The organism is Arthrobacter sp. BG5 (assembly GCF_056680155.1).
The window spans coordinates 306,167-326,921 of the sequence record NZ_CM155268.1 but is presented as its reverse complement, the minus strand read 5'-3'; the positions used below and the strand labels follow the sequence as shown (position 1 = coordinate 326,921).

17 protein-coding genes are annotated in these 20,755 nt (G+C 69.1%); 12 read left to right on the top strand and 5 right to left on the bottom strand.

Features of this window, described 5'->3' with window-relative positions; genetic code table 11:
• The first annotated feature begins 16 nt into the window (after positions 1 to 16).
• From AC1MBE_RS01435 to AC1MBE_RS01410, 6 genes are all read left to right on the top strand, one after another.
• Complete coding sequence (locus tag AC1MBE_RS01435; protein WP_479780326.1) at positions 17 to 1,105, top strand: PhoH family protein; 1,089 nt, start codon at positions 17 to 19, stop codon at positions 1,103 to 1,105.
• Positions 1,102 to 1,575 (top strand): rRNA maturation RNase YbeY, encoded by a 474-nt coding sequence (gene ybeY, locus AC1MBE_RS01430; protein ID WP_175321062.1) that lies wholly within the window; start codon positions 1,102 to 1,104, stop codon positions 1,573 to 1,575. The genes AC1MBE_RS01435 and ybeY overlap by 4 nt, the downstream gene beginning before the upstream one ends.
• Positions 1,572 to 2,903, top strand: a complete 1,332-nt coding sequence (locus AC1MBE_RS01425) for a hemolysin family protein (protein WP_479780324.1) — start codon at positions 1,572 to 1,574, stop codon at positions 2,901 to 2,903. The genes ybeY and AC1MBE_RS01425 overlap by 4 nt, the downstream gene beginning before the upstream one ends.
• Positions 2,887 to 3,846 carry a GTPase Era gene (gene era / locus AC1MBE_RS01420; protein ID WP_479780323.1) on the top strand — a complete coding sequence of 320 codons (960 nt, stop codon included), beginning with the start codon at positions 2,887 to 2,889 and terminating at the stop codon, positions 3,844 to 3,846. Before AC1MBE_RS01425 ends, era begins: the two co-directional genes overlap by 17 nt.
• A 140-nt stretch (positions 3,847 to 3,986) precedes the next feature.
• A complete protein-coding gene (locus AC1MBE_RS01415; RefSeq protein ID WP_479780321.1) occupies positions 3,987 to 5,573 on the top strand; it encodes an LCP family protein in 1,587 nt (528 codons plus the stop codon).
• A gap of 166 nt (positions 5,574 to 5,739) precedes the next feature.
• Positions 5,740 to 7,152 carry an MBL fold metallo-hydrolase gene (locus tag AC1MBE_RS01410; RefSeq protein WP_479780320.1) on the top strand — a complete coding sequence of 471 codons (1,413 nt, stop codon included), beginning with the start codon at positions 5,740 to 5,742 and terminating at the stop codon, positions 7,150 to 7,152.
• Positions 7,153 to 7,263: 111 nt separating this feature from the next.
• On the opposite strand, the gene AC1MBE_RS01405 is transcribed toward AC1MBE_RS01410, so the two are convergent.
• Entirely contained in the window at positions 7,264 to 9,216 is a 1,953-nt protein-coding gene (locus tag AC1MBE_RS01405) for a M13 family metallopeptidase (RefSeq protein ID WP_479780319.1), read from the bottom strand.
• A gap of 253 nt (positions 9,217 to 9,469) precedes the next feature.
• Here AC1MBE_RS01405 and leuA point away from each other — a divergent pair, with 253 nt between their 5' ends.
• The 3 genes from leuA to AC1MBE_RS01390 all read left to right on the top strand — a co-directional run bounded on the left by leuA (position 9,470) and on the right by AC1MBE_RS01390 (position 12,924).
• Positions 9,470 to 11,209, top strand: coding sequence for a 2-isopropylmalate synthase (gene leuA / locus AC1MBE_RS01400; protein ID WP_479780317.1), 1,740 nt, complete (start codon positions 9,470 to 9,472; stop codon positions 11,207 to 11,209).
• A gap of 117 nt (positions 11,210 to 11,326) precedes the next feature.
• The gene (recO, locus tag AC1MBE_RS01395; RefSeq protein WP_479780315.1) at positions 11,327 to 12,082 is read left to right on the top strand and encodes a DNA repair protein RecO; all 756 of its coding nucleotides are present in this window, start codon (positions 11,327 to 11,329) and stop codon (positions 12,080 to 12,082) included.
• A 2-nt stretch (positions 12,083 to 12,084) separates the two neighbouring features.
• Entirely contained in the window at positions 12,085 to 12,924 is an 840-nt protein-coding gene (locus AC1MBE_RS01390; RefSeq protein WP_479780313.1) for an isoprenyl transferase, read from the top strand.
• A 37-nt stretch (positions 12,925 to 12,961) separates the two neighbouring features.
• Here AC1MBE_RS01390 and AC1MBE_RS01385 read toward each other — a convergent pair whose 3' ends face one another.
• The 3 genes from AC1MBE_RS01385 to AC1MBE_RS01375 all read right to left on the bottom strand — a co-directional run bounded on the left by AC1MBE_RS01385 (position 12,962) and on the right by AC1MBE_RS01375 (position 16,774).
• Positions 12,962 to 14,011 (bottom strand): alpha/beta hydrolase, encoded by a 1,050-nt coding sequence (locus AC1MBE_RS01385; RefSeq protein ID WP_479780311.1) that lies wholly within the window; start codon positions 14,009 to 14,011, stop codon positions 12,962 to 12,964.
• Positions 14,008 to 14,994, bottom strand: coding sequence for an alpha/beta hydrolase (locus AC1MBE_RS01380; protein WP_479782722.1), 987 nt, complete (start codon positions 14,992 to 14,994; stop codon positions 14,008 to 14,010). Before AC1MBE_RS01380 ends, AC1MBE_RS01385 begins: the two co-directional genes overlap by 4 nt.
• 70 nt (positions 14,995 to 15,064) lie before the next feature.
• A complete protein-coding gene (locus AC1MBE_RS01375; protein WP_479780309.1) occupies positions 15,065 to 16,774 on the bottom strand; it encodes an FAD-binding dehydrogenase in 1,710 nt (569 codons plus the stop codon).
• A gap of 90 nt (positions 16,775 to 16,864) precedes the next feature.
• Here AC1MBE_RS01375 and AC1MBE_RS01370 point away from each other — a divergent pair, with 90 nt between their 5' ends.
• A complete protein-coding gene (locus AC1MBE_RS01370; RefSeq protein ID WP_479780308.1) occupies positions 16,865 to 17,938 on the top strand; it encodes a quinone-dependent dihydroorotate dehydrogenase in 1,074 nt (357 codons plus the stop codon).
• A 112-nt stretch (positions 17,939 to 18,050) separates the two neighbouring features.
• Here AC1MBE_RS01370 and AC1MBE_RS01365 read toward each other — a convergent pair whose 3' ends face one another.
• Entirely contained in the window at positions 18,051 to 18,650 is a 600-nt protein-coding gene (locus tag AC1MBE_RS01365; RefSeq protein ID WP_479780306.1) for a DUF3043 domain-containing protein, read from the bottom strand.
• Positions 18,651 to 18,759: 109 nt separating this feature from the next.
• Between AC1MBE_RS01365 and AC1MBE_RS01360 the strand changes: the two genes are divergently transcribed.
• Both AC1MBE_RS01360 and AC1MBE_RS01355 read left to right on the top strand, forming a co-directional pair.
• Positions 18,760 to 20,184, top strand: a complete 1,425-nt coding sequence (locus AC1MBE_RS01360; RefSeq protein ID WP_479780304.1) for a M20/M25/M40 family metallo-hydrolase — start codon at positions 18,760 to 18,762, stop codon at positions 20,182 to 20,184.
• 171 nt (positions 20,185 to 20,355) lie between these two features.
• Positions 20,356 to 20,745, top strand: coding sequence for a HesB/IscA family protein (locus AC1MBE_RS01355; protein ID WP_138769282.1), 390 nt, complete (start codon positions 20,356 to 20,358; stop codon positions 20,743 to 20,745).
• The last annotated feature ends 10 nt before the right edge of the window (positions 20,746 to 20,755 follow it).

The following is a 20,755-nucleotide window of genomic DNA, read 5'->3' as shown; positions in this document are numbered from 1 at the left end:
CCCACGGGCCAACACCATGACTGAAGCAGCCAACGGCAAGGCCCGGATCAGCGCGGCCGACCGCACCGCAGGGGACTTCCCCCACTCCCTCCCAGGCCTGCGGACGGAGGTGGTCCTGTTCGACAATTCCGACCAGATGGTGCAGTCCCTGGGCAGCCATGATGAAGCCTTGCGCTTCATCGAAACGCAGTTCCCCGACGTGGACTTCCATGTCCGCGGCAATGAGCTTTCCATCAACGGTCCGGCCGCGGACGTCCCCAGGATCATGCGGCTGCTCAATGAGGTCCGTGGCCTGGTAGCGCGCGGCACGGTCATCACCCCCGCGGTGCTGCAGCAGCTCGTCTCGCTGCTGCGCAGCCAGTCGCTGCAGAACCCGGTCGACGTCCTGACCCACAACATCCTTTCCAGCCGAGGCAAGACCATCAGGCCCAAGACCCTGAACCAGAAGAACTACGTGGACGCGATCGACGCGAACACGGTGATCTTCGGGATCGGACCGGCCGGCACCGGCAAGACCTACCTGGCCATGGCCAAGGCGGTCCAGGCGCTGCAGCAAAAGGAAGTCAGCCGGATTATCCTGACCCGGCCGGCCGTCGAGGCGGGGGAGCGGCTCGGGTTCCTGCCCGGCACCCTCAGCGACAAGATCGATCCGTACCTGCGCCCGCTCTACGACGCCCTGCACGACATGATGGACCCGGAGTCGATCCCGCGGCTGATGGCCGCCGGCACCATCGAGGTGGCCCCGCTGGCCTACATGCGCGGCCGCACGCTGAACGATGCGTTTATCATCCTGGACGAGGCCCAGAACACGACGCCCGAGCAGATGAAGATGTTCCTCACCCGGCTGGGCTTCGGCTCGAAGATGGTCGTCACCGGCGACGTCACCCAGGTGGACCTGCCGTTCGGCACCCGCTCCGGGCTGCGGATCGTCGAGGACATCCTGCAGGGGATCGAGGACGTTAACTTTTCCGTGCTGGACGCGTCCGACGTCGTCCGGCACCGGCTGGTGGGCGACATCGTCAACGCCTACAGCGTCTGGGACGAGGTACAAAGGAACCGGGTCAAGCACTCCGTCGCCCGGGAGAACCGGGGAGAACACGCATGAGCATCGAGGTCAACAACGAGTCCGGCGTCACCGTGGACGAAGCGGAACTGGTGGCCCTGGCCCGGTTCGTCTTCGAACGGCTCTTCATCCACCCGCAGGCGGAGCTGTCCATCCTGCTGGTCGATGAACCCGCCATGGAGAAGCTGCACATCGAACTGATGGACGAGCCCGGATCCACCGACGTGCTGTCCGTGCCGATGGACGAACTCACCCCCGGCACCCCGGACAAGCCCACCCCGCAGGGGATGCTCGGCGACATCGCGATCTGCCCCCAGGTGGCTGAGGTCCAGGCTAAGAATGCCGGGCACTCCACCCAGGACGAGATGCTGCTGCTGACCACGCACGGCATTCTGCACCTGCTGGGGTTCGACCACGCGGAACCGGAGGAGAAGGAAGAGATGTTCGGGCTGCAGCGCGAGCTGCTCTCCGGCTTCACCGGCAAGGACGCCCCGGCAGAGACGATTCAGTGACCCCACTGATCCTGGCCGGCATGGCGCTGGTCTTCCTCAGTTTTGCTGCCGTGCTCACCGCGGCGGAGGCCGCCTTCAACTACCTTCCCCGGCACGACGCCGAACATGCGATCCTGCAGAGCCGCGGCGGGGCGCTGAAGCGGATCATGGCCCAGCCCGTGGCCCACATGCGCGCCCTGCGGTTCTGGCGGATCTGGTTCGAGATGGCCTCCGCGGTGGCCGTGACCGTGCTGCTGCACAGCCTGCTCGACAACGTCTGGCTCGCCGGGCTTGCCGCCACCGGCATCATGGCCCTGGTGGGCTTCGTGATCGTCGGCGTGTCCCCGCGCCAGCTGGGCCGCGTGCACTCCGCCGGCATGGTCCGCTTCTCCGCCCCGCTGATCCGCTGGCTCTGCTGGGTGCTCGGCCCGATTCCGGGCTGGCTGGTCACCCTGGGCAGCGCCGTGGCCCCCGGTGCCCCCGCCGACAACGAGGCCTTCTTCAGCGAAGAGGAGTTCCGCGAACTGGTCGAACGTGCCAGCGAATCGGACGTGATCGAGGACAACGAAGCCGAGCTGATCCAGTCCGTCTTCGACTTCGGCGACACGCTGGTCCGCTCCGTGATGGTGCCCCGGACCGACATCCTCTGCATCGACTCCGGTTCCAGCCTGCACCGCGCCATGTCGCTGTTCCTCCGTTCCGGATACTCCCGGATCCCGGTCATCGGCGAGAACACCGACCAGATCCTCGGCATCGTCTACCTCAAGGACGTCGCCGCCGTGGTCCACAACCTGGGCCCCGGCGAGGAGCCGCCCGTCGTCGACGAGCTGGCCCGCGAGGTCCGCTACGTGCCCGACTCCAAACCGGTGAGCGAGCTGCTGCGCGAACTCCAGAAGGAATCCACGCACGTGGCGATCGTGATCGACGAGTACGGCGGAACCGCCGGGCTGGTCACGCTCGAAGACCTGATCGAGGAAATCGTCGGCGAAATCGTGGACGAATACGACACCGAGGCCGCCGAAGCCGTGGAGCTGGGCGACGGCAGCTACCGGGTCAGCGCCCGGATGAGCATCGACGACCTCGGCGAACTCTTCGACCTGGAGCTCGACGACGACGAAGTGGACACCGTGGGCGGCCTGCTCGCCAAAGCCCTCGGCCGGGTGCCGATCGTTGGCAGCACGGTCAGCGTCGACGGCGTCAGCCTCCGGGCCGACCGGCTGGAAGGCCGCCGGAACCGCGTCAGCCATATCATTGCGGCCGCGGTTCCAAAGGAAGAAACTGACCTTGAAGACCTACTCGACGAGGCCGAATCAACGCAACAGGGAGTTCCACGTGAGCAAGCAGAATAAGTCCGACGGCGAAGCGCCTTTCGGCGGGTACCGGGCCGGGTTCGCGGTGCTGGTGGGACGGCCCAACGCGGGAAAATCCACCCTCACCAACGCCCTGGTCGGCCAGAAGGTCGCCATTACCTCGGCCAAGCCGCAGACCACCCGCCACACCATCCGGGGCATCGTGCACCGTGACGACGCGCAGCTGATCATGGTCGACACCCCGGGGCTGCACCGGCCGCGGACCCTGCTGGGCAAGCGCCTCAACGAACTCGTCGCGGACACCCTCGCGGAGGTCGACGCCATCGGCTTCTGCCTGCCCGCCAACGAAAAGATCGGCCCCGGCGACAAGTTCATTGCCGCCCAGCTCGCCGCCATCGGGAACAAGCCGGTCATCGCGGTCGTGACCAAGGCCGACACGGTGGACCGGCAGGCACTGACCGAGCAGCTGCTCGCCGTCGCCGCGCTGGGCCGCGAAGTGCTGGGGGAGGACGGCTGGAAAGACATCGTCCCCGTCTCGGCCACGGACGGGTTTCAGGTTGGCACAGTCGCCGACGTGCTGATCAGCCACATGCCGCCGTCGCCTCCGCTGTACCCGGACGGCCACCTGACCGACGAGCCCGAAGCAGTGATGATCGCCGAACTCATCCGCGAGGCCGCCCTCGAAGGCGTCCGCGATGAGCTACCGCACTCACTGGCCGTGGTGGTCGACGAGATCGTCCCGCGCGAGGGCCGGCCCGAGGACCGTCCGTTCCTGGACGTCCGGGTCAACCTCTACGTCGAACGGCCTTCACAGAAAGCCATCATCATCGGCAAGGGCGGAGCGCGGCTCCGCGAGGTCGGCACCACGGCGCGGAAGGCCATCGAGGCGCTCCTTGGCGCCCGCATCTACCTGGACCTGCACGTCAAGGTCGCGAAAGACTGGCAGCGGGACCCGAAGCAGCTGGTGAAACTCGGCTTCTAGGCCTGACATAACCGGCCGCGGCAACCGCCGCGCCGGGCCCCGCAAGTAAGCCGGGGCCCGGCCCGGGCATGCCCATCGGGGTTTTCCCAGTTTCGGCCTCTAAAATAGGGAATTCCCGCTCGCAAAGGAAGGCGCCACCCGTGGTTCGACCCCGTGACAACCGTGCAGACGGGACCGGCCCCCCGGTTCGGTCAAACGCGGCATCCCGGCACGCGGACGACGCGTCCGTCGGCCCGGCCCGCCACCTGGGCACTGCCCGGCGGATCCCCGGGTGGCTGAAGGCAACCACGATCATTCTCTCGGTCCTGCTCGTGGGGGTTATCGCCTTCGGCGCCTACTGGGTCTTCCGGCTGCAGGGAAACATCGCCACGCAGGCCCTCGGCGCGGGCAACAGCCGGACCGAGAGCGCCCCGGACGACGCCACCGGGCGGATGCAGATCCTGATCCTGGGCACCGACACCCGCGACGGTAAGAACTCGCAGTACGGCAGCAAGGATGACGCGTCCGGCTACGGCCACTCCGACGTCATGATGCTGATGGACATCTCCGCGGACAACAAACGCGTCAGCGTGATCAGCTTCCCGCGCGACCTGCTGGTCGACCTTCCCAAGTGCAAGGATCCGAAAACCAACAAGCAGTATCCGGCGCAGGACGGCGTGATGATCAACGCCGCGATGACCGAGGCGGGCATCGGCTGCGCCGTGGACACCGTCAACAAGCTCACCGGCCTGGAGATCGACCATTTCATGATGGCGGACTTCAATGCCGTCAAGGAACTCTCCAACGCCGTCGGCGGCGTGGACGTCTGCATCAGCGACGCAGTCTTCGACCCGGACTCCGGCCTGCGGCTGCCCAAGGGCACCTCGAAGGTCCAGGGCGAGCAGGCACTCTCCTTTGTCCGCACGCGGCATGCCTTCGGCGACGGCAGCGACCTGGGCCGGATCAAGGCCCAGCAGGGGTTCCTCTCGTCGCTGGTCCGCAAAATCAAGGACGACGGCACCCTCTCCAACCCGGCGCGGATGCTGACCATCGCGGACGCCATCACCAAGAACCTGACCATTGACGACGGCCTGGCCTCGGTGCCGACGCTGCTGACGGTCGGGAACCGGTTGAAGAACATCGACGTCGGCAAGGTGGCGTTCGTGGCCGCGCCGACCGAACCTGCTGTGTCCGACGAGAACCGCCTGCAGCTGGCCGAACCCGCAGCCTCCCAGCTGTTCGCGGCGCTGCGCAAGGACATCGACCTGACCGACCCGACCGCAAAACCGTCGGCCACCCCGGCTGCGACCGCCGGCGAGTCGGCCAGTGCCACGCCGACTGCCAGCACCGCGCCGCCCGCCCCGGCGTACGACAAGGCGCTGCAGCCCGTTGCCGTGGCCAACGGCTCGGGCAACCCCGCGCGGTCCCAGGAAGTCCTGACAGCACTCAAGGCCGGCGGCTTCACCGAGACCAGCGCGTTCGATGCCGCGGCGGTGGCGTCCACGGCTGTCTACTATGGCGCGGATTCCGCCGACGTCGCGGCGGACGTCGCCGCGCTGCTGGGCATCCCGGCGAAGCAGGTCCTCCCGGCCGCGGGCGTCACCGGCGTGCAGGTGTACGTGGGGAGCGACTATAAGTCCGGCACCCAGCAGGCCGACGCCCCGGTGTCGCTGCCGCCGGACATCGTCAACCAGACTGCCGGCGACACCGTCTGCCAGCAGGCGAACCCGGCGCTGGTGGTGCCCTAGGACGACCGGGGCAGACACGAGGGGCCGGCCGGAAGGCGGGCCCCTCGCGTCGTTTTAGCCCCTGCCGCGTGGAGTTGTCTTATACCCCCGGGGGTATTATTGTTGGAGGTAGGCGAGGGAGGATGACCTCCCGGCGCACCACGCCCGTCCAACGAAAGAGAGCCCCATGCTTATTGAGCGCATTTACGACGAAGACCTTGCCCAGGCGAGCTATTTCATTGGTTGCCAGGCCAAGGGTGAGGCCCTGGTGGTTGATCCCCGGCGTGATATTGCCGTGTACCGGGATCTTGCTGCCGCGAACGGGATGAAGATCGTCGCGGTGACCGAGACGCACATCCACGCGGACTTCCTGTCCGGGACCCGGGAACTGGCCGCCGCGACCGGCGCTGCCGCGTATGTTTCGGGCGAGGGCGGGGCGGACTGGCAGTACGGGTTCGACGCCGGGCGGCTGAACGACAACGATGAGATCACCCTGGGCAACATCACGGTCAAGGCCCTCCACACCCCCGGGCACACCCCGGAGCACCTGTCCTTCTTGATCACCGACGGCGCGTTCGCCGACGCCCCCGGGTACCTGCTCTCGGGCGACTTCGTCTTCTCCGGCGATCTGGGCCGGCCGGACCTGCTGGACGAGGCCGCCGGCGGGGTTGATACCCGTTTCGCCGGCGCGAAGCAGCTCTTCGCGAGCCTGCGCGATAAGTTCCTGACCCTGCCGGACCACGTTCAGGTCCACCCCGGCCACGGCGCCGGGAGCGCCTGCGGCAAGGCCCTGGGCGCGATCCCGTCCTCCACGGTCGGCTACGAACGCCTCTACGCCTGGTGGGGCCCGTACCTGGCCGCGAACGACGAGCAGGGCTTCATCGATGAACTCCTCGACGGCCAGCCCGACGCGCACGCCTACTTCGCCCGGATGAAGCGTGAAAACCGGGAAGGCCCGGCCGTGATGGGCGAACGCGCCCCGCTGGCCGAACTCGCCAGCGCCGACGTCGCCGCCGACCTCGCCGCGGACAAGGTCATCTTCGTCGACACCCGCCCGAACAACGAGGTCCACGAAGGCACCGTCACCGGCTCGGTGAACGTCCCGGCCGGCAAATCCACCGCGAGCTTCGGCGCCTGGGTCGTGAACCCGGAAACCGACACCAACCCGCTGGTGCTCCTGGCCCCGGACCAGGCCGCCGCGCAGGAAATGTGGGACCACCTGGTCCGCGTCGGCATCGACAAGGTCGCCGGCTACGTCACCGGCCTCGAAGGCCTGCCGGTCTCCGTGCCGAAGCTGATCCAGCCCGAGGAACTCGACGGTTTCGACGCCGCGATGGTCCTGGACGTCCGCAACCGCACCGAGCACTCCGCCGGCCACATCCCCGGTTCCTACCAGCTCAGCGGCGGCCGCGTCATGTGGCACCTGGACGAACTCCCCGCCGAGGGCACCATCGTGTCCTACTGCCAAAGCGGCGTCCGGAACTCCGTCGCGGCCAGCGCCCTGCGCCGCGCCGGCTACGACGTCGTCGAACTCGACGGCAGCTACGCCGCCTGGAACGCACGCCAGCAGCAGGCCAAGGAAACCGTCCCGGCCAGCTAACACCATTAGCCGCGGACACAACAGCGGCGGGCCGGGGGAAACCCCGGCCCGCCGCTGTTGTGTTTGGTCTCTGTTGCCGCCGGTGTGTCGTCGGCGGCAGGCGCGCGCCCGCTACCAGATGCTGACGCGTTCTTCCGGCGCCAGCCACATCCCGTCCTGCTCTCCGGTGGCGAAGGCCGCGTGGAAGGCGTCGAGGTTCTTGGCGATGGTGTTGGTCCGGAACTCGTTGGGGGAGTGCGGATCCGTGGCGAGCCGGCGGATGGCCTCCTCGCTGCGGATGACCTGCCGCCAGCTCGCGGCCCAGGAGGCGAAGAAGCGCTGGGCGCCGGTGAGTCCGTCCAGGACCGGCGGCTCCTGCCCGCCGAGGCTGATCAGGTAGGCCTTGTAGGCAATGGTCAGGCCGCCGAGGTCGCCGATGTTCTCGCCAAGCGTCAGCTTGCCGTTGACGTGGTGGCCGGCGGCTTCGGCCGGGGAGAGGACATCGAACTGGGCCACCAGCTTTGAGGTCAGGGCCTCGAAAGCGGTCCGGTCGGCCTCGGTCCACCAGTTCCGCAGCAGGCCGCTTCCGTCGTACTGCGAGCCCTGGTCGTCGAAGCCGTGGCCGATCTCGTGGCCGATCACGGCGCCGATGCCGCCGTAGTTCACCGCGTCGTCGGCGTCGGCGGTGAAGAACGGCGGCTGCAGGATGGCGGCCGGGAAAACAATCTCGTTCAGCAGCGGGTGGTAGTAGGCGTTCACGGTCTGCGGCGTCATCAGCCACTTCTCCCGGTCCACGGGCTTCCCCACCTCGTCCAGGTGCCGGTCGACGTCGGCGCTGTGCGCGCGCTCCACGTTCCCCAGCAGGTCCGCCTCGTCGACCACCACCGCGGAGTAGTCGATCCACTTGTCCGGGTAGCCGATCTTGGCCCGGAAGGAATCCAGCTTCTTCAAGGCCTCCAGCTTGGTCTCTTCACCCATCCAGGCCAGTCCGGTGATTGAGTCGCGGTATGCCTCGATCAGGTTGCCGACCAGCGAACGCATGTGCTCCTTGTGGCTTTCCGGGAAGTGCCGGGCCACGTAGATCTGCCCCACCGCCTCGCCGAGGGCGGCCTCGACGACGGCGACGCCGCGCTTCCAGCGGTCCCGGTTGCGGGGCGTGCCGCTCAGGGTGGTGCCGTAGAAGGCGAAATTGGCGTCCACGAACGCGGCCGACAGGTACGGGGCGGCCGCGCTGACCACCCGCATGGCGAGCCATTCCTGCCAGGTGGCCAGCGGCACTGTCTCCAGCAGCGCCGCGGCTCCGGCGAAGAAGTCCGGCGTGCTGACGACCAGTTCGGCGCGCTTCTCCGGCGCGATGGCGGCGGCATCGAACCAGGCGGACAGCAGCGGGAACAGCTCCGAGACTTCCTCGGCCGATTTCAGGTTGTACGTTTTCTGCGGATTGCGCAGCGTGACCTTGTCCCAGTGGTGGGAGGCAAGCGACGTCTCCAGCTCCACCACGCGGCCCGCCGCTGCTTCCGCATCGGCGACGCCGGCCAGGCCGAACATGGTGCGGACGTGCTCCCGGTAGGCCTGGACCATCGGCGCGAACTTCCCGTCGCGGTAGTAGGACTCATCCGGCAGGCCCAGGCCGCCCTGGCCGGTATAGAGCAGGACCCGGTCCGGGTTGCCCGCATCCGGGGCCGGGTAAATATAGAACAGTCCGGAGACGTCGGCGCGGAACAGCCGCCCGGCCAGCCGGACCAGCTCGGCCACGGACCCGGTGGCGAACACCTCGGCCAGCCGCTCCCGGATCGGCTCCGCGCCCTCGGCCTCCACGGCCGCCTCGTCCATGAAGCTGTTGTACAGGTCGCCGATCTTGCGTTCGATGCCGGTGGCGGCCTCGCCGCGGCCGGCCGCCTCCAGAATGATCTCCTGGACCGCGAGTTCCGAACCGTCGCGCAGCGCCGTGAACGTGCCCTCCAGCGGCCGGTCGTCCGGGATGGCGGTGCTCTTGAGCCAGCTGCCGTTGAAGTGCCGGTACAGGTCGTCCTGGGGGCGGACGCCGTCGTCGATGGTGGACTTGTCGATCCCGGAAAGCGGCACTGATGCTCCTTCGAGTGGGGAGACTGAACCGGGCCTGTTGCCGGTCCAGCGTCTGCATGGTGGACGTTACGGAGGTATGGCTCCTTCATCTTACGCACCCGTGTTACTGTGAAAATGTGCGCGCAGAACTGCTTCTTCTTAGCTGCCGCGGCGGGGCCTCAGACGCGATCTAGCGCAAGGCCAAACCTCGCTGCGGAGTTTGTGTTGCCCGGCCACCCTTTCACCAGGAATCACAGAAAAGGCCCCGATAGTAATGCGAAACGCACAGCAGCCCTCAGGAATGCCCGTCCACCGCTACGTCCCGTTCCAGGACCTGATCACGGTCGAACTGCCGGACCGCACCTGGCCGGACAAGGTCATCACCAAGGCGCCGCGCTGGTGCGCGGTTGACCTGCGTGACGGCAACCAGGCCCTGATCGACCCGATGAGCCCGGCCCGCAAGATGAAGATGTTCGATCTGCTGGTCCGGATGGGCTACAAGGAGATCGAGGTCGGCTTCCCCTCCGCCTCGCAGACCGACTTCGATTTCGTCCGCCAGCTGATCGAGGGCAACCACATTCCGGACGACGTCACGATCCAGGTCCTGACCCAGGCCCGGGAGCACCTGATCGAGCGGACCTACGAGTCCCTGGTCGGCGCCAGGCAGGCCATCGTGCACCTGTACAACTCGACGTCGGTCCTGCAGCGCCGCGTAGTGTTCAACCAGGACGAGGACGGAATCCTCGACATCGCCCTGCAGGGCGCCCGGCTGTGCAAGAAGTACGAGGAAACCCTCGAGGACACGCACATCACGTATGAGTACTCGCCGGAGTCCTTCACCGGCACCGAACTCGCCTACGCCGTGCGCGTCTGCAACGCCGTCGCCGACGTCTTCGAGGCCTCCGCCGACCGCCAGGTGATCATCAACCTGCCGGCCACGGTCGAGATGGCCACCCCCAATGTGTACGCCGATTCCATCGAGTGGATGAGCCGGCACCTGCACCCGCGGGAGGGCATCATCCTCTCGCTGCACCCGCACAACGACCGCGGCACCGGCGTGGCGGCCGCCGAATTGGGTTACCTGGCCGGGGCGGACCGGATCGAAGGCTGCCTGTTCGGCAACGGCGAGCGGACCGGCAACGTCGACCTGGTCACCCTTGGCCTGAACATGTTCGTGCAGGGCATCGATCCGATGATCGACTTTTCCGACATCGACGACGTCCGCCGCACGGTCGAGTATTGCAACCAGTTGCCCGTCGCCGAACGCTCACCCTACGGCGGCGACCTCGTCTTCACGGCCTTCTCCGGCTCGCACCAGGACGCCATCAAGAAGGGCCTGGAAGCCCTGGAAAAGGACGCCGCGGCCGCCGGCAAGGACGTGGCCGACTACGCCTGGCAGGTCCCCTACCTGCCGGTCGATCCCAAGGACCTCGGCCGCAGCTACGAAGCCGTCATCCGGGTCAACTCGCAGTCCGGCAAGGGCGGCGTTGCGTACCTGCTCAAGAACGAGCACAACCTGGACCTGCCGCGCCGCGCGCAGATCGAGTTCTCCGGCGTCATCCAGCGCCGCACGGACATGGTGGGCGGCGAAGTCAGCGGCGCCCAGCTGTGGCAGCTGTTCCAGGACGAGTACCTGCCCTCCGCCGCCGCCGAAGCGCAGTGGGGACGCTACGCCCTCGGGGCGGTCAGCACCGAATCGGACGAGGACGGGACCATGACGCTGACCGCGGCGCTCAAGGTGGACGGCAAGCCGCTGCGCCGCACCGGTACCGGCAACGGCCCCATCGCGGCCCTGCTGAGCATCCTGCGGGAGGACGGCGTCGACGTCCGCGTGCTGGACTACAGCGAGCACGCCCTGTCCGAGGGCGGCAGCGCCCAGGCCGCGGCCTACGTCGAATGCGCCGTGGGGGAGCGGGTGCTGTGGGGCGTCGGGATCGATGCCAACACGTCCATGGCGTCGCTGAAGGCCGTCATTTCCGCCGTCAACCGCGCCATCCGGGATGCCCGCGCCTAAGCGGCGCCCACGACAGACGCCGCGCCGCCGGGAGTTTCCGGCGGCGCGGCGCTGTCCACCGCCGGTGCCGGTTTTCCCAATGGCGGCTATTGCCCGAAGTCAGTGCGAAGATTAACTGTGGCCCAACCCTCCTCCTTTGCTGCGCGTGCGTACCGCGACGACGCCGTGGTCCTGCGCACCCATAAGCTGGGCGAAGCGGACCGCATCATCACCTTGCTGACCAAGCACCACGGCCAGGTCCGGGCCGTCGCCAAGGGCGTCCGCCGCACGTCCAGCCGGTTCGGTGCGCGGCTCGAGCCGTTTATGGTCGCGGACCTGCAGCTCATCTCGGGACGCACCCTGGACGTGGTGACCCAGGCTGTCGCGAAGGGCGCCTACGGCTCCAGCATCGCCGCCGACTACGGCCGCTACACCGTCGCCGCCGCGATGACCGAAACCGCCGAGAAGCTCACCGACGTCGACGGCGAGGCGGGAACCGCCCAGTACAACCTGCTGGTCGGGGCGCTGGCCTCACTGAGCCGCGGCGACCACGCCCCCGAACTCATCCTGGATTCCTACCTGCTCCGTGCGCTGTCCACCGGCGGCTGGGCTCCCAGCTTCACCGACTGCGCCCGCTGCGGCGCGCCCGGTCCGCACACCGCGTTTTCCGCCCCGCTGGGCGGCATGGTCTGCGGGCAGTGCCGGCCGCCGGGTTCGCCGGCCCCGGCCGGGGAGACCGTGTTGCTGTTGGGGGCGCTGCTGACCGGGGACTGGGGGGCGGCGGACGCCTCCGCCCCGGTCCACCGCCGGGAGGCCGCGGGCCTGGTGGCCAGCTACCTGCAGTGGCATCTGGAACGTGTCCTGAAATCCCTCAAACATGTGGAGCGAACCTGACCGTGGCCCTAGGCAAAAAGACCCCAGCCAAGAATCCGGTGCGGCGGCGCAGCGCCGACGTTGTGGCGCCCTACCCGCACCCCTCCGGGGCGGTGCCGCCTGCGATCCCGGCGGAGTTCATTCCCCGGCACGTCGCGATCGTGATGGACGGCAACGGCCGCTGGGCCAACCAGCGGGGCCTGCCGCGGATCGAGGGCCACAAGGCGGGGGAGCCGGCGCTGCTGGATGTCATGGCCGGGGCCATTGAACTCGGTATCGAGCACGTGAGCGTCTACGCCTTCTCCACCGAGAACTGGCGCCGCTCGCCCGAGGAAGTCCGCTTCCTGATGGGATTTAACAAGGATGTGCTGCGCCGGCAGCGGAACCAGCTGGACGAGTGGGGCGTCAGGATCCGCTGGTCCGGGCGGCGGCCCAAACTCTGGGGCTCGGTGATCCGGGAACTCGAAGAGGCCGAGGAATTCACCCGCGGCAACAGCACCTGCACTTTGAACATGTGTGTTAACTACGGCGGCCGGGCGGAAATCACCGACGCCGTCTCGGCCATCGCCGAGGAAGTGGCCGCGGGCCGGCTCAAGCCCGGTGCCATCACCGAACGCACCATCCAGAAGTACCTGGACGAGCCGGACCTGCCCGACGTCGACCTGTTCCTGCGCAGCTCCGGGGAACAGCGGTTGTCCAACTTCATGCTCTGGCAGTCCGCCTACGCCGAGTTTGTCTTCCTCGACACGCTGTGGCCCGACGTGGACCGGCGCACCCTGTGGGACGCCGTTGAGATCTACGCGCAGCGGGACCGCCGCTACGGTGGTGCGGTGGACGCCGCGGCCCCCGCCGGCGGCGCCTGACACCGCACGCCCGGCACGGCGGCCGGCGCCAGCGAAGTCAGCCGGGGTAAAGGCTCAACCAGAGCAGGAGGTCGCGGTAGGCCTCCTGCCGCACCGCGCGCCGGGAGAGGAAAACGTCGTGGATGGCCCCCGGGTAGCGGAAGACGGCAGCCCGGCGGCCCAGCCCCAGTGCCCGCCGCGCAGTTTCCTCGACGTCGATCACGGCGTCGACGTCCATCAGCGCCTCCGAGAATTCGGCCTGGATGTGGGTGCGGCCGGACAGCATCACCAGCACCGGCGAGGTAATGTCCAGCCGACGCTGCACGGCCGCGTGGCCGGCCAGCACCGCCTTCGTCCAGCCCGGCCGGATCGGGAACGACGCCCGGGGCCGCCATTCGGGATCCATGTCCCATTCGCCGTGCGCCGAGCCGCTCACACTGTCCCAGTAGCCGGGCATGCTGGGCAGCAGCAACGGCCGCCGCGGGTCGGTGCGGGCCAGCGGTTCCACCAACTGCATGGCGATGTTCCGGATCAGGCTGCTGCCCTGCAGTTCCAGCCACGGGGCGTTCAGGACCAGCGTGCCCAGAGCTCCCGGATTCCGGTCCGCCCACAGGGCAGCGACGAGGCCGCCGAGCGAGTGCGCGAGCAGGTGGACCGTGGGCATCGTTGGGCTGCCCGTCCGGAACGCGACATCGGCGGTGATGGCGGCAAGCGCGGCGGCGAGGTCTTCGTCATAGACCGCCAGGTCGGTGGTGTAGCCGGGGGTCTGCCAACTGCGCAGGCTGCGCCCGAATTTCCGCAGGTCCAGGGCGTAGAAATGGAAGCCGGCGGCCACAATCTGCTCGGCGAGTTCGGCCTGCAGGAAATAATCGGCCCAGCCATGCAGGTAGAGGACCGCTTTCTCCGCTGCCCGGGGCCCGGAGGTGTCCGGGACGTCGGCAGCGGCACCGGCCACCGGACCGGCCACCGGACCGGCCGCCGCGGCGTGCCGGACCAGGGTGGCGACGACGGGTCCTTCATCATCCGGCTGCAGCGGCAGCTCCAGGGACTCGAAGCGGCGTCCCAGCACATCCCGGCGCCACCGCGGCGGCTCCGCCGGAACCCTCACGCGGAGCCGCCGTCGTCCAGGACGTAGGCCCGGATCCAGCGGGCCAGCCGGGCATAGGCGTCCGCGCGGACCCGCGGCGCGGAGAGGAAAACGTCGTGCAGGGCGCCGTCGATCCGTTCCAGGGTCACCGTGCGGCCCAGGCTCAGGGCTCGCAACGCAATCGTGTTCACATCCAGGACCGCGTCGGTGCGCCGCATGGACTCCTTCCAGAACATGCCGTTGGCGCTGGCACCGGAAATCATCACCAGGATGGGCGCGTCGATGTTGAGCCCCCGGGCCACCCGGGACTGGCCGGCGAGCACGGCGCTGAGCCAGCCCGCCCGCACCGGGAAGGCCCGCGGCGGCCGGTAGTTGTCGTCCAGGACCCATTCGCCCTCGGCGGCGCTGCTGATGCTGCGCCAGTAGAAGGCACGTTCCGGCAGCCGGATCACGGACTCGGGCCGGAAGCGGGCCAGGGGCTCCACCATGGTCCGCGCGGCCCGGCGGACCGCCGGGCTGCCGTGCATCTCCAGCCAGGGGCTGTCGAGGACCAGCGAGGCGGCGGCCCCCGGGTGCCGGCTTGCCCACAGGGCCGCGATGAGCCCGCCGGTGGAATGTCCCATCAGCGTCACCGGCGGGGGAGGGGACCCCTGGGGGCCCAGGGACTCGATGATGCCGATCGCAGCGGTGATCTCGGCGTCGTAGTCGGCCAGGTCCGCCACGTAGCCGCCGTGCGTGCCGGACCGCAGGCTCCTGCCGTGGTTGTGCATGTCCAGGGCGAAGAACCCGAAGCCCTGGCCGGTCCAGAACTCCGCGAGCTCCTCGTTGAAGAAGTAGTCGCTCCAGCCGTGCAGGAATAGCACCGACCGCCGCGGAGCCCGGCCGGCGCCGGCCGAGGGGAGATGCCGGACCAGGGTGGCGGTCCGCTCCACTCCGTCCGGGCCGGCGGCCTGGAATGCGCAGGCCGCGAAGTCCTCGCCCAGGATGTCGGTCTGCCAGTCCATCTGGTCCCTCTCGTTCTGCCGGTTCATCTGCCGGTTGGCCTGCCGGTTCATTTGCTGGTCGGCCTGCCGGTTAGAGGGCCGAGGCCGCGGCGCGGCCGGCCGTGCGGCCCGAGAACAGGCACCCGCCCAGAAAGGTGCCTTCAAGGGCGCGGTACCCGTGGATGCCGCCGCCGCCGAATCCGGCTGCCTCGCCGGCGGCGTACAGCCCGGACACCGGAGCGCCGGAGCCGTCCAGCACCCGGGAGTGCAGGTCGGTCTGGATCCCGCCGAGGCTCTTGCGGGTCAGCACGGAGAGCCGCACCGCCAGCAGCGGCCCGTGCCGGGGGTCCAGCATCCGGTGCGGCGGGGCCACCCGCATGATCTTGTCCGTGGTGAAGCGGCGGGCGGCGCGGATCGCCGCGAGCTGCGGATCCTTGCCCAGCCCGCTCGCGAACTGGCGGTCCCGGGACCGGATCAGCCGGTCCAGTTCGGCGGCGTCGATCAGCGGCGCGCCGGCGAGGGCGTTCATCTTCGCGGCCAGCTCCGTGGGGCTGCCGGCCTGCAGGAAGTCCACGCCCCGGTCCAGGAAGCGCTGCAGCGGGCTGTCCCCGGACGGTTTTAGGCGGCCGGCGAGCAGGCGGACGTCCTTGCCGGTCAGGTCGGGGTTCTGCTCGGAGCCGGAGAGCGCGAACTCCTTGAGCGCGATGGCCTTGTTCAGCACAAACCAGGAGTGGGTGTGGCCGGTCCCGAGGATGTGCCGCAGCGCGCCGAGCGAGTCGAAGCCGGGGAACAACGGTGCCGGGAGCATCCTGCCGGTGGCGTCGAGCCAAAGCGCCGAGGGCCCGGGCAGGATCCGGATCCCGTGCTGCGGCCAGACCGGGTCGTAGTTGTGGATGCCTTCCGGGTAATCCCACATCCGGTCGCCGTTGATCAGCCGGCCGCCGGCGCGGTCCACCGCGGCCAGGAATTCCCCGTCCACGGAGGCAGGCACGCCGCTCAGCATGGCCGCGGGGGCGCCGCCGCCGGGCCACTGCCGCCGGACGGCGCCGTGGTTGCCGCCGATCCCGCCGCTGGTGACCACCACGGACCCCGCGACCGCTTCAAAGGAGCCGGTGACCGTCCGGGATGACTGCTCGCCGCGGCCGGCGCCACTGGGTTGCAGGATCTCTCCGTGCACGCCGCTGAGCCGGCCCGCCGTCGTCGCCAGTTCGGTCGCGCGGTGCCGGAAGTGGAAGGAAACCCGCCCGGCGGCCACACCCTCGCGCAGCTTCGCGAGGAACGGAGCGACGAGTGCCGGGCCGGTGCCCCAGGCGACGTGGAAGCGCGGCACCGTGTTGCCGTGGCCGTCCGGGCCGTAGCCGCCTCGCTCGGCCCATTGCACGAGCGGAAAGAGGCCGACGCCGAGCGAGGCGAGCCAGGCGCGTTTCTCGCCGGCCGCGAAGTCCACGTAGGCCTCGGCCCACCGGCGGGCGAGGGCGTCCTCCGGGCGGTCGAAGGCGGCGGAGGACAGCCAGTCGGCGAGGGCCAGGTCCGCGCTGTCGCGGACGCCCAGCCGGCGCTGCTCCGGGGTGTTGACCAGGAACAGGCCTCCGAAGGACCAGTGCGCCTGGCCGCCGGCCGAAGCCTCCGGCTCCTGGTCCAGCAATGCCACCCGCCGGCCCGCCGCGTAGGCCTCCGCCGCGGCCACGAGCCCGGCGAGTCCGGCGCCGACCACAACGACGTCGGCCTCGATCCGGGAGCCGGGCGCCGCGCTGGAGCCCGCGCCGGGCACGCTGCTGTGGACTGCATCCTCGCTGGTCATGGCTTCATGCTAGCGCCCGCCGGGGTGCGGTTTTGTCCGGTGCGGTTCCCCTGTTTTGGTTTGCGCGGCCGGAACCGGAAAACTAGGGTCATGCGCGTATATCCCACCTTCTTCCGGCTCGCCTTCTCCTGGATGGACGCCGAGCGCGCCCACAAGATCGGTTTCCTGGGCATCCGGCTGGCCAACCGCTGCGGCGCCGGGCGGGTCCTGCAGCGCTTCACCGCCCCGGCTGCGTCGCTGCGGACCGAGGCCTTCGGCCTGACCTTCCCCTCACCGTTCGGGCTCGCCGCGGGCTTTGACAAGGAAGGCCACGGCATCGAAGCGCTGACCGACCTCGGCTTCGGCCACGTGGAGGTGGGCACCATCACCGGCCGGGCCCAGCCCGGCAACCCGGCACCGCGGCTGTTCCGCCTGATCGAGGACCGCGCCGTGATCAACCGGATGGGCTTCAACAACGACGGCGCCGCCGCGGTGGCGCCGCGGCTCCGCTCCGCGCGGGCGGCGCTGCAGCGCCGCTACCCCGGGGTCCGCCCGGTGATCGGCGTCAATATCGGCAAGAGCAAGGTCGTGGAGCTCGAGGACGCGGTGGCGGACTACCTGGTCAGCGCCCGGAGCCTGGCCCCCGCCGCGGACTATCTGGTGGTGAACGTGAGTTCCCCGAACACGCCGGGGCTGCGCCTGCTGCAGGACGTTGACACGCTGCGGCCGCTGCTGGCCGCGGTGGGGGAGGCGGCGGACAGCGCCGCCGGGCGGCACGTGCCGCTGCTGGTCAAGATCGCCCCGGACCTCAGCGACGAGGACATCGACGACGTCGCCCGGCTGGCCCTGGACCTCAAGCTGGACGGCATCATCGCCACCAACACCACCATTGCCCGCACCGGCCTGGTCTCCAGTCCGGAACAGGTCGAAGCGTGCGGCGCCGGCGGACTCTCCGGCGCACCGCTGAAGCAACGGTCGCTGGAAGTGCTGGCCCGGCTCAAGGCCGCCACGGGCGGGGCGATCACGCTGGTCTCGGTGGGCGGCGTCGAATCCGGCCAGGACGTCCGGGACCGGCTCCAAGCCGGCGCCACCCTGGTGCAGGGCTACACCGCGTTCCTCTACGAGGGCCCCTTCTGGGCGGCTCGGATCAACCGCGAGCTGGCGAAGCGGCCCGTCCGCCCCTGACCGGGATCTCCGCGCGGGGCGGACCGGCAGGTCCGGACGGCGCGCACAGGTCCCGGACGCGCAAAAGCCCCCGCCAGTCCATGAACTGCCGGGGGCTTTTTGCTGGCCGGATTCAGGCGGGGAACTCGCCGCGCTTGACCTGCGGCTTAGGCAGGCGGAGGCGGCGGAATTGCAGGGAGCGCATCGAGCCATACCAGACCGTGCCACGCTCGACCTCGCCGAACTTCTCCGCCAGGCGCTTCTTGAGCTTCCGGGACAGGATAAAGACGTCCACGAAGACGGCCAGGAACATCACCCAAAAACCACCCAGGACATAGATCATCTGTTCGCTGCTGGCCGGGACCAGCAGGGAGATGACGACGAAGACAAGGGCGCCGAACATCAGGTATTCGCCGAGGCTGAAGCGGGCGTCAACATAGTCGCGGGCGAAGCGCTTCTGCGGTCCCTTGTCCCGCAGCGGCAGGAACTTCTCGTCACCGGTATCCATGGCCTGGCGCATCTTGAGGCGCTGGTCCGCGATCGCGGTGCGCTCGGCTGCCTTGGAGGCCTTGCGGTCCTCCGGCACCAGGGGCCGCTTGCGGGCCGCCACCTGCGCGCTGCGCTTGGGCGTGGGCGCGCCCTTGCCGGTTGCGGCGTCCCGGGCTGCTGCCTCGGCCACCTGCTGGTCAACTACGTCCTGCGCCGAGGGCGCTTCCTTTTTACGTCCAAACACCCCTACAGAATACCTTGCGGCAGGTGGCCCGAGACCCAGCCCACACCGGGACCCACAGGCAGCTGTGGCGCTGTTTGTAGTGATGCCGGACACGGGTAGTGTTTTGGCCATGACTTCATCACCCGCGGGGATCCCGCAGCCCTCCGCCGTCGGCTCCATCGATGCCGACGCCCTCCGCCAGGCCGTTACCGACTCCTTCGACGCCACCGTCCAGCAGTTGAAGGAGCTCGTGGCGATCCCGGGCATCGCCTGGCCCAGCTTCGATCCGGCTCCGCTGAACGCCAGCGCCGACGCCGTCGCCGAACTGGTCCGCGCCAGCGGCTTCGACGACGTCCGGATCCTGCGCTGCGACAAGGAAGACGGCACCCCCGGCGGCCCGGCCGTCGTCGCGCGCCGCCCCGCCGCAGCCGGCAAGCCCACCATCCTGCTCTACGCCCACCACGACGTCCAGCCGACCGGCGACCTCGCGCTCTGGGAGACCGAGCCGTTCACCGCCGTCGAACGCGACGGCCGCCTCTACGGCCGCGGCGCCGCAGACGACAAGGCCGGGATCCTGGCCCACATCGCCGCCTACTCCGCCGTGTCCCGCGTGCTGGGGGAGGAGCTGGGCCTGGGCGTGACCTTCTTCTTCGAAGGTGAGGAGGAAGCCGGTTCACCCACCTTCCGGTCCTTCCTGGAGACCCACCAGGAACTGCTGCGCTCGGACGTGATCGTCGTCGCCGACTCCTCCAACTGGAAGGTCGGCATCCCGGCCCTCACCACCAGCCTGCGCGGGCTCGTGGACGGCACCATCGAGGTCAAGGTCCTGGACCACGCCGTCCACTCCGGCATGTTCGGCGGTCCTGTGCTGGACGCCCCGACCCTGCTGGCGCGGCTGATCGCCACCCTGCACGACGACGAGGGCAGCGTCGCGATTGAGGGCCTCGTCAGCCGCGACGACGCCGCCGTCGACCTCACCGAAGAGGAATACCGCAACGACGCCTCGGTGCTCGACGGCGTGAAGCTCGCCGGCAACGGGTCCATCGCCTCGCGTATGTGGACGAAGCCCGCCCTGTCCATCATCGGCTTCGACGCGCCCGCCGTGGACGTCGCCTCCAACACCCTGCTGCCGCGGGCCCGTGCCAAGTTCAGCCTGCGGCTCGCCCCCGGCCAGGACCCGGCCGACGCCATGGAGGCAGTCCGCCGGCACGTCGAATCGCACGCGCCCTTCGGCGCCGAGGTGGTCTTCACCCCGGGGGAGAGCGGCAACGCCTTCCTGACGGACACCTCCTCGCCGGCCGCCCGCCTGGCGATGTGGGCGCTCGGCGAGGCCTGGGGCGTGCCGGCCGTCGAAACCGGCATCGGCGGTTCCATCCCGTTCATCGCCGACCTCACCGAGCTGTACCCGGACGTGCAGATCCTGGTCACGGGCGTGGAGGATCCCGATTCCCGCGCCCACAGCGCCAACGAGTCGCTGCACCTGGAGGACTTCAGGAACGCGATCGTGGCAGAGGCGTTGCTGCTGGCCCGGCTGAACGCCGACGGTCTCGCCTGAGGCCCTGACTTTTCGGCGTTCCCGGGGAACATCCAGCCGGTGCTGACGGTTACGCCAGGAGTTAGAGCTAGAGGGCTGATCGACGTAGCATGTAGCTATAGCCCATACCGTTTAAGTAGGGGCGGGCACCGCGCAGGCGGAGCCGCCACCACCGTCGTAAGAAGGTAGGCCATGAGCACTACAACCAATGAAAACAGCGCCGACACCACCGTCCAGGCGGACCAGGAGCTGGCCAGCCACGAGGTCCAGCTGACCGACGTCGCTGCCGGCAAGGTCCGCAGCCTGCTGGAACAGGAAGGCCGCACTGATCTTCGGCTCCGCGTTGCCGTGCAGCCGGGCGGTTGTTCCGGACTGATCTACCAGCTCTACTTCGACGAGCGCCTCCTTGAGGGCGACGCCGTCCGCGATTACGACGGCGTCGAAGTCGTCGTCGACAAGATGAGCGTCCCCTACCTGAGCGGGGCCAGCATCGACTTCGAAGACACCATCTCGAAGCAGGGCTTCACCATTGATAACCCGAATGCGGGCGGATCCTGCGCCTGCGGAGACTCCTTCCACTAAGGCCTGAGGC

Bases quoted from the DNA above. Each gene is read 5' to 3' on its own strand.
- AC1MBE_RS01380 (WP_479782722.1), bottom strand. From the start codon at position 14,994: ATGGACTGGCAGACCGACATCCTGGGCGAGGACTTCGCGGCCTGCGCA.
- AC1MBE_RS01435 (WP_479780326.1), top strand. From the start codon at position 17: ATGACTGAAGCAGCCAACGGCAAGGCCCGGATCAGCGCGGCCGACCGC.
- AC1MBE_RS01355 (WP_138769282.1), top strand. From the start codon at position 20,356: ATGAGCACTACAACCAATGAAAACAGCGCCGACACCACCGTCCAGGCG.
- AC1MBE_RS01360 (WP_479780304.1), top strand. From the start codon at position 18,760: ATGACTTCATCACCCGCGGGGATCCCGCAGCCCTCCGCCGTCGGCTCC.
- ybeY (WP_175321062.1), top strand. From the start codon at position 1,102: ATGAGCATCGAGGTCAACAACGAGTCCGGCGTCACCGTGGACGAAGCG.
- leuA (WP_479780317.1), top strand. From the start codon at position 9,470: ATGCGAAACGCACAGCAGCCCTCAGGAATGCCCGTCCACCGCTACGTC.
- AC1MBE_RS01375 (WP_479780309.1), bottom strand. From the start codon at position 16,774: ATGACCAGCGAGGATGCAGTCCACAGCAGCGTGCCCGGCGCGGGCTCC.
- AC1MBE_RS01410 (WP_479780320.1), top strand. From the start codon at position 5,740: ATGCTTATTGAGCGCATTTACGACGAAGACCTTGCCCAGGCGAGCTAT.
- AC1MBE_RS01370 (WP_479780308.1), top strand. From the start codon at position 16,865: ATGCGCGTATATCCCACCTTCTTCCGGCTCGCCTTCTCCTGGATGGAC.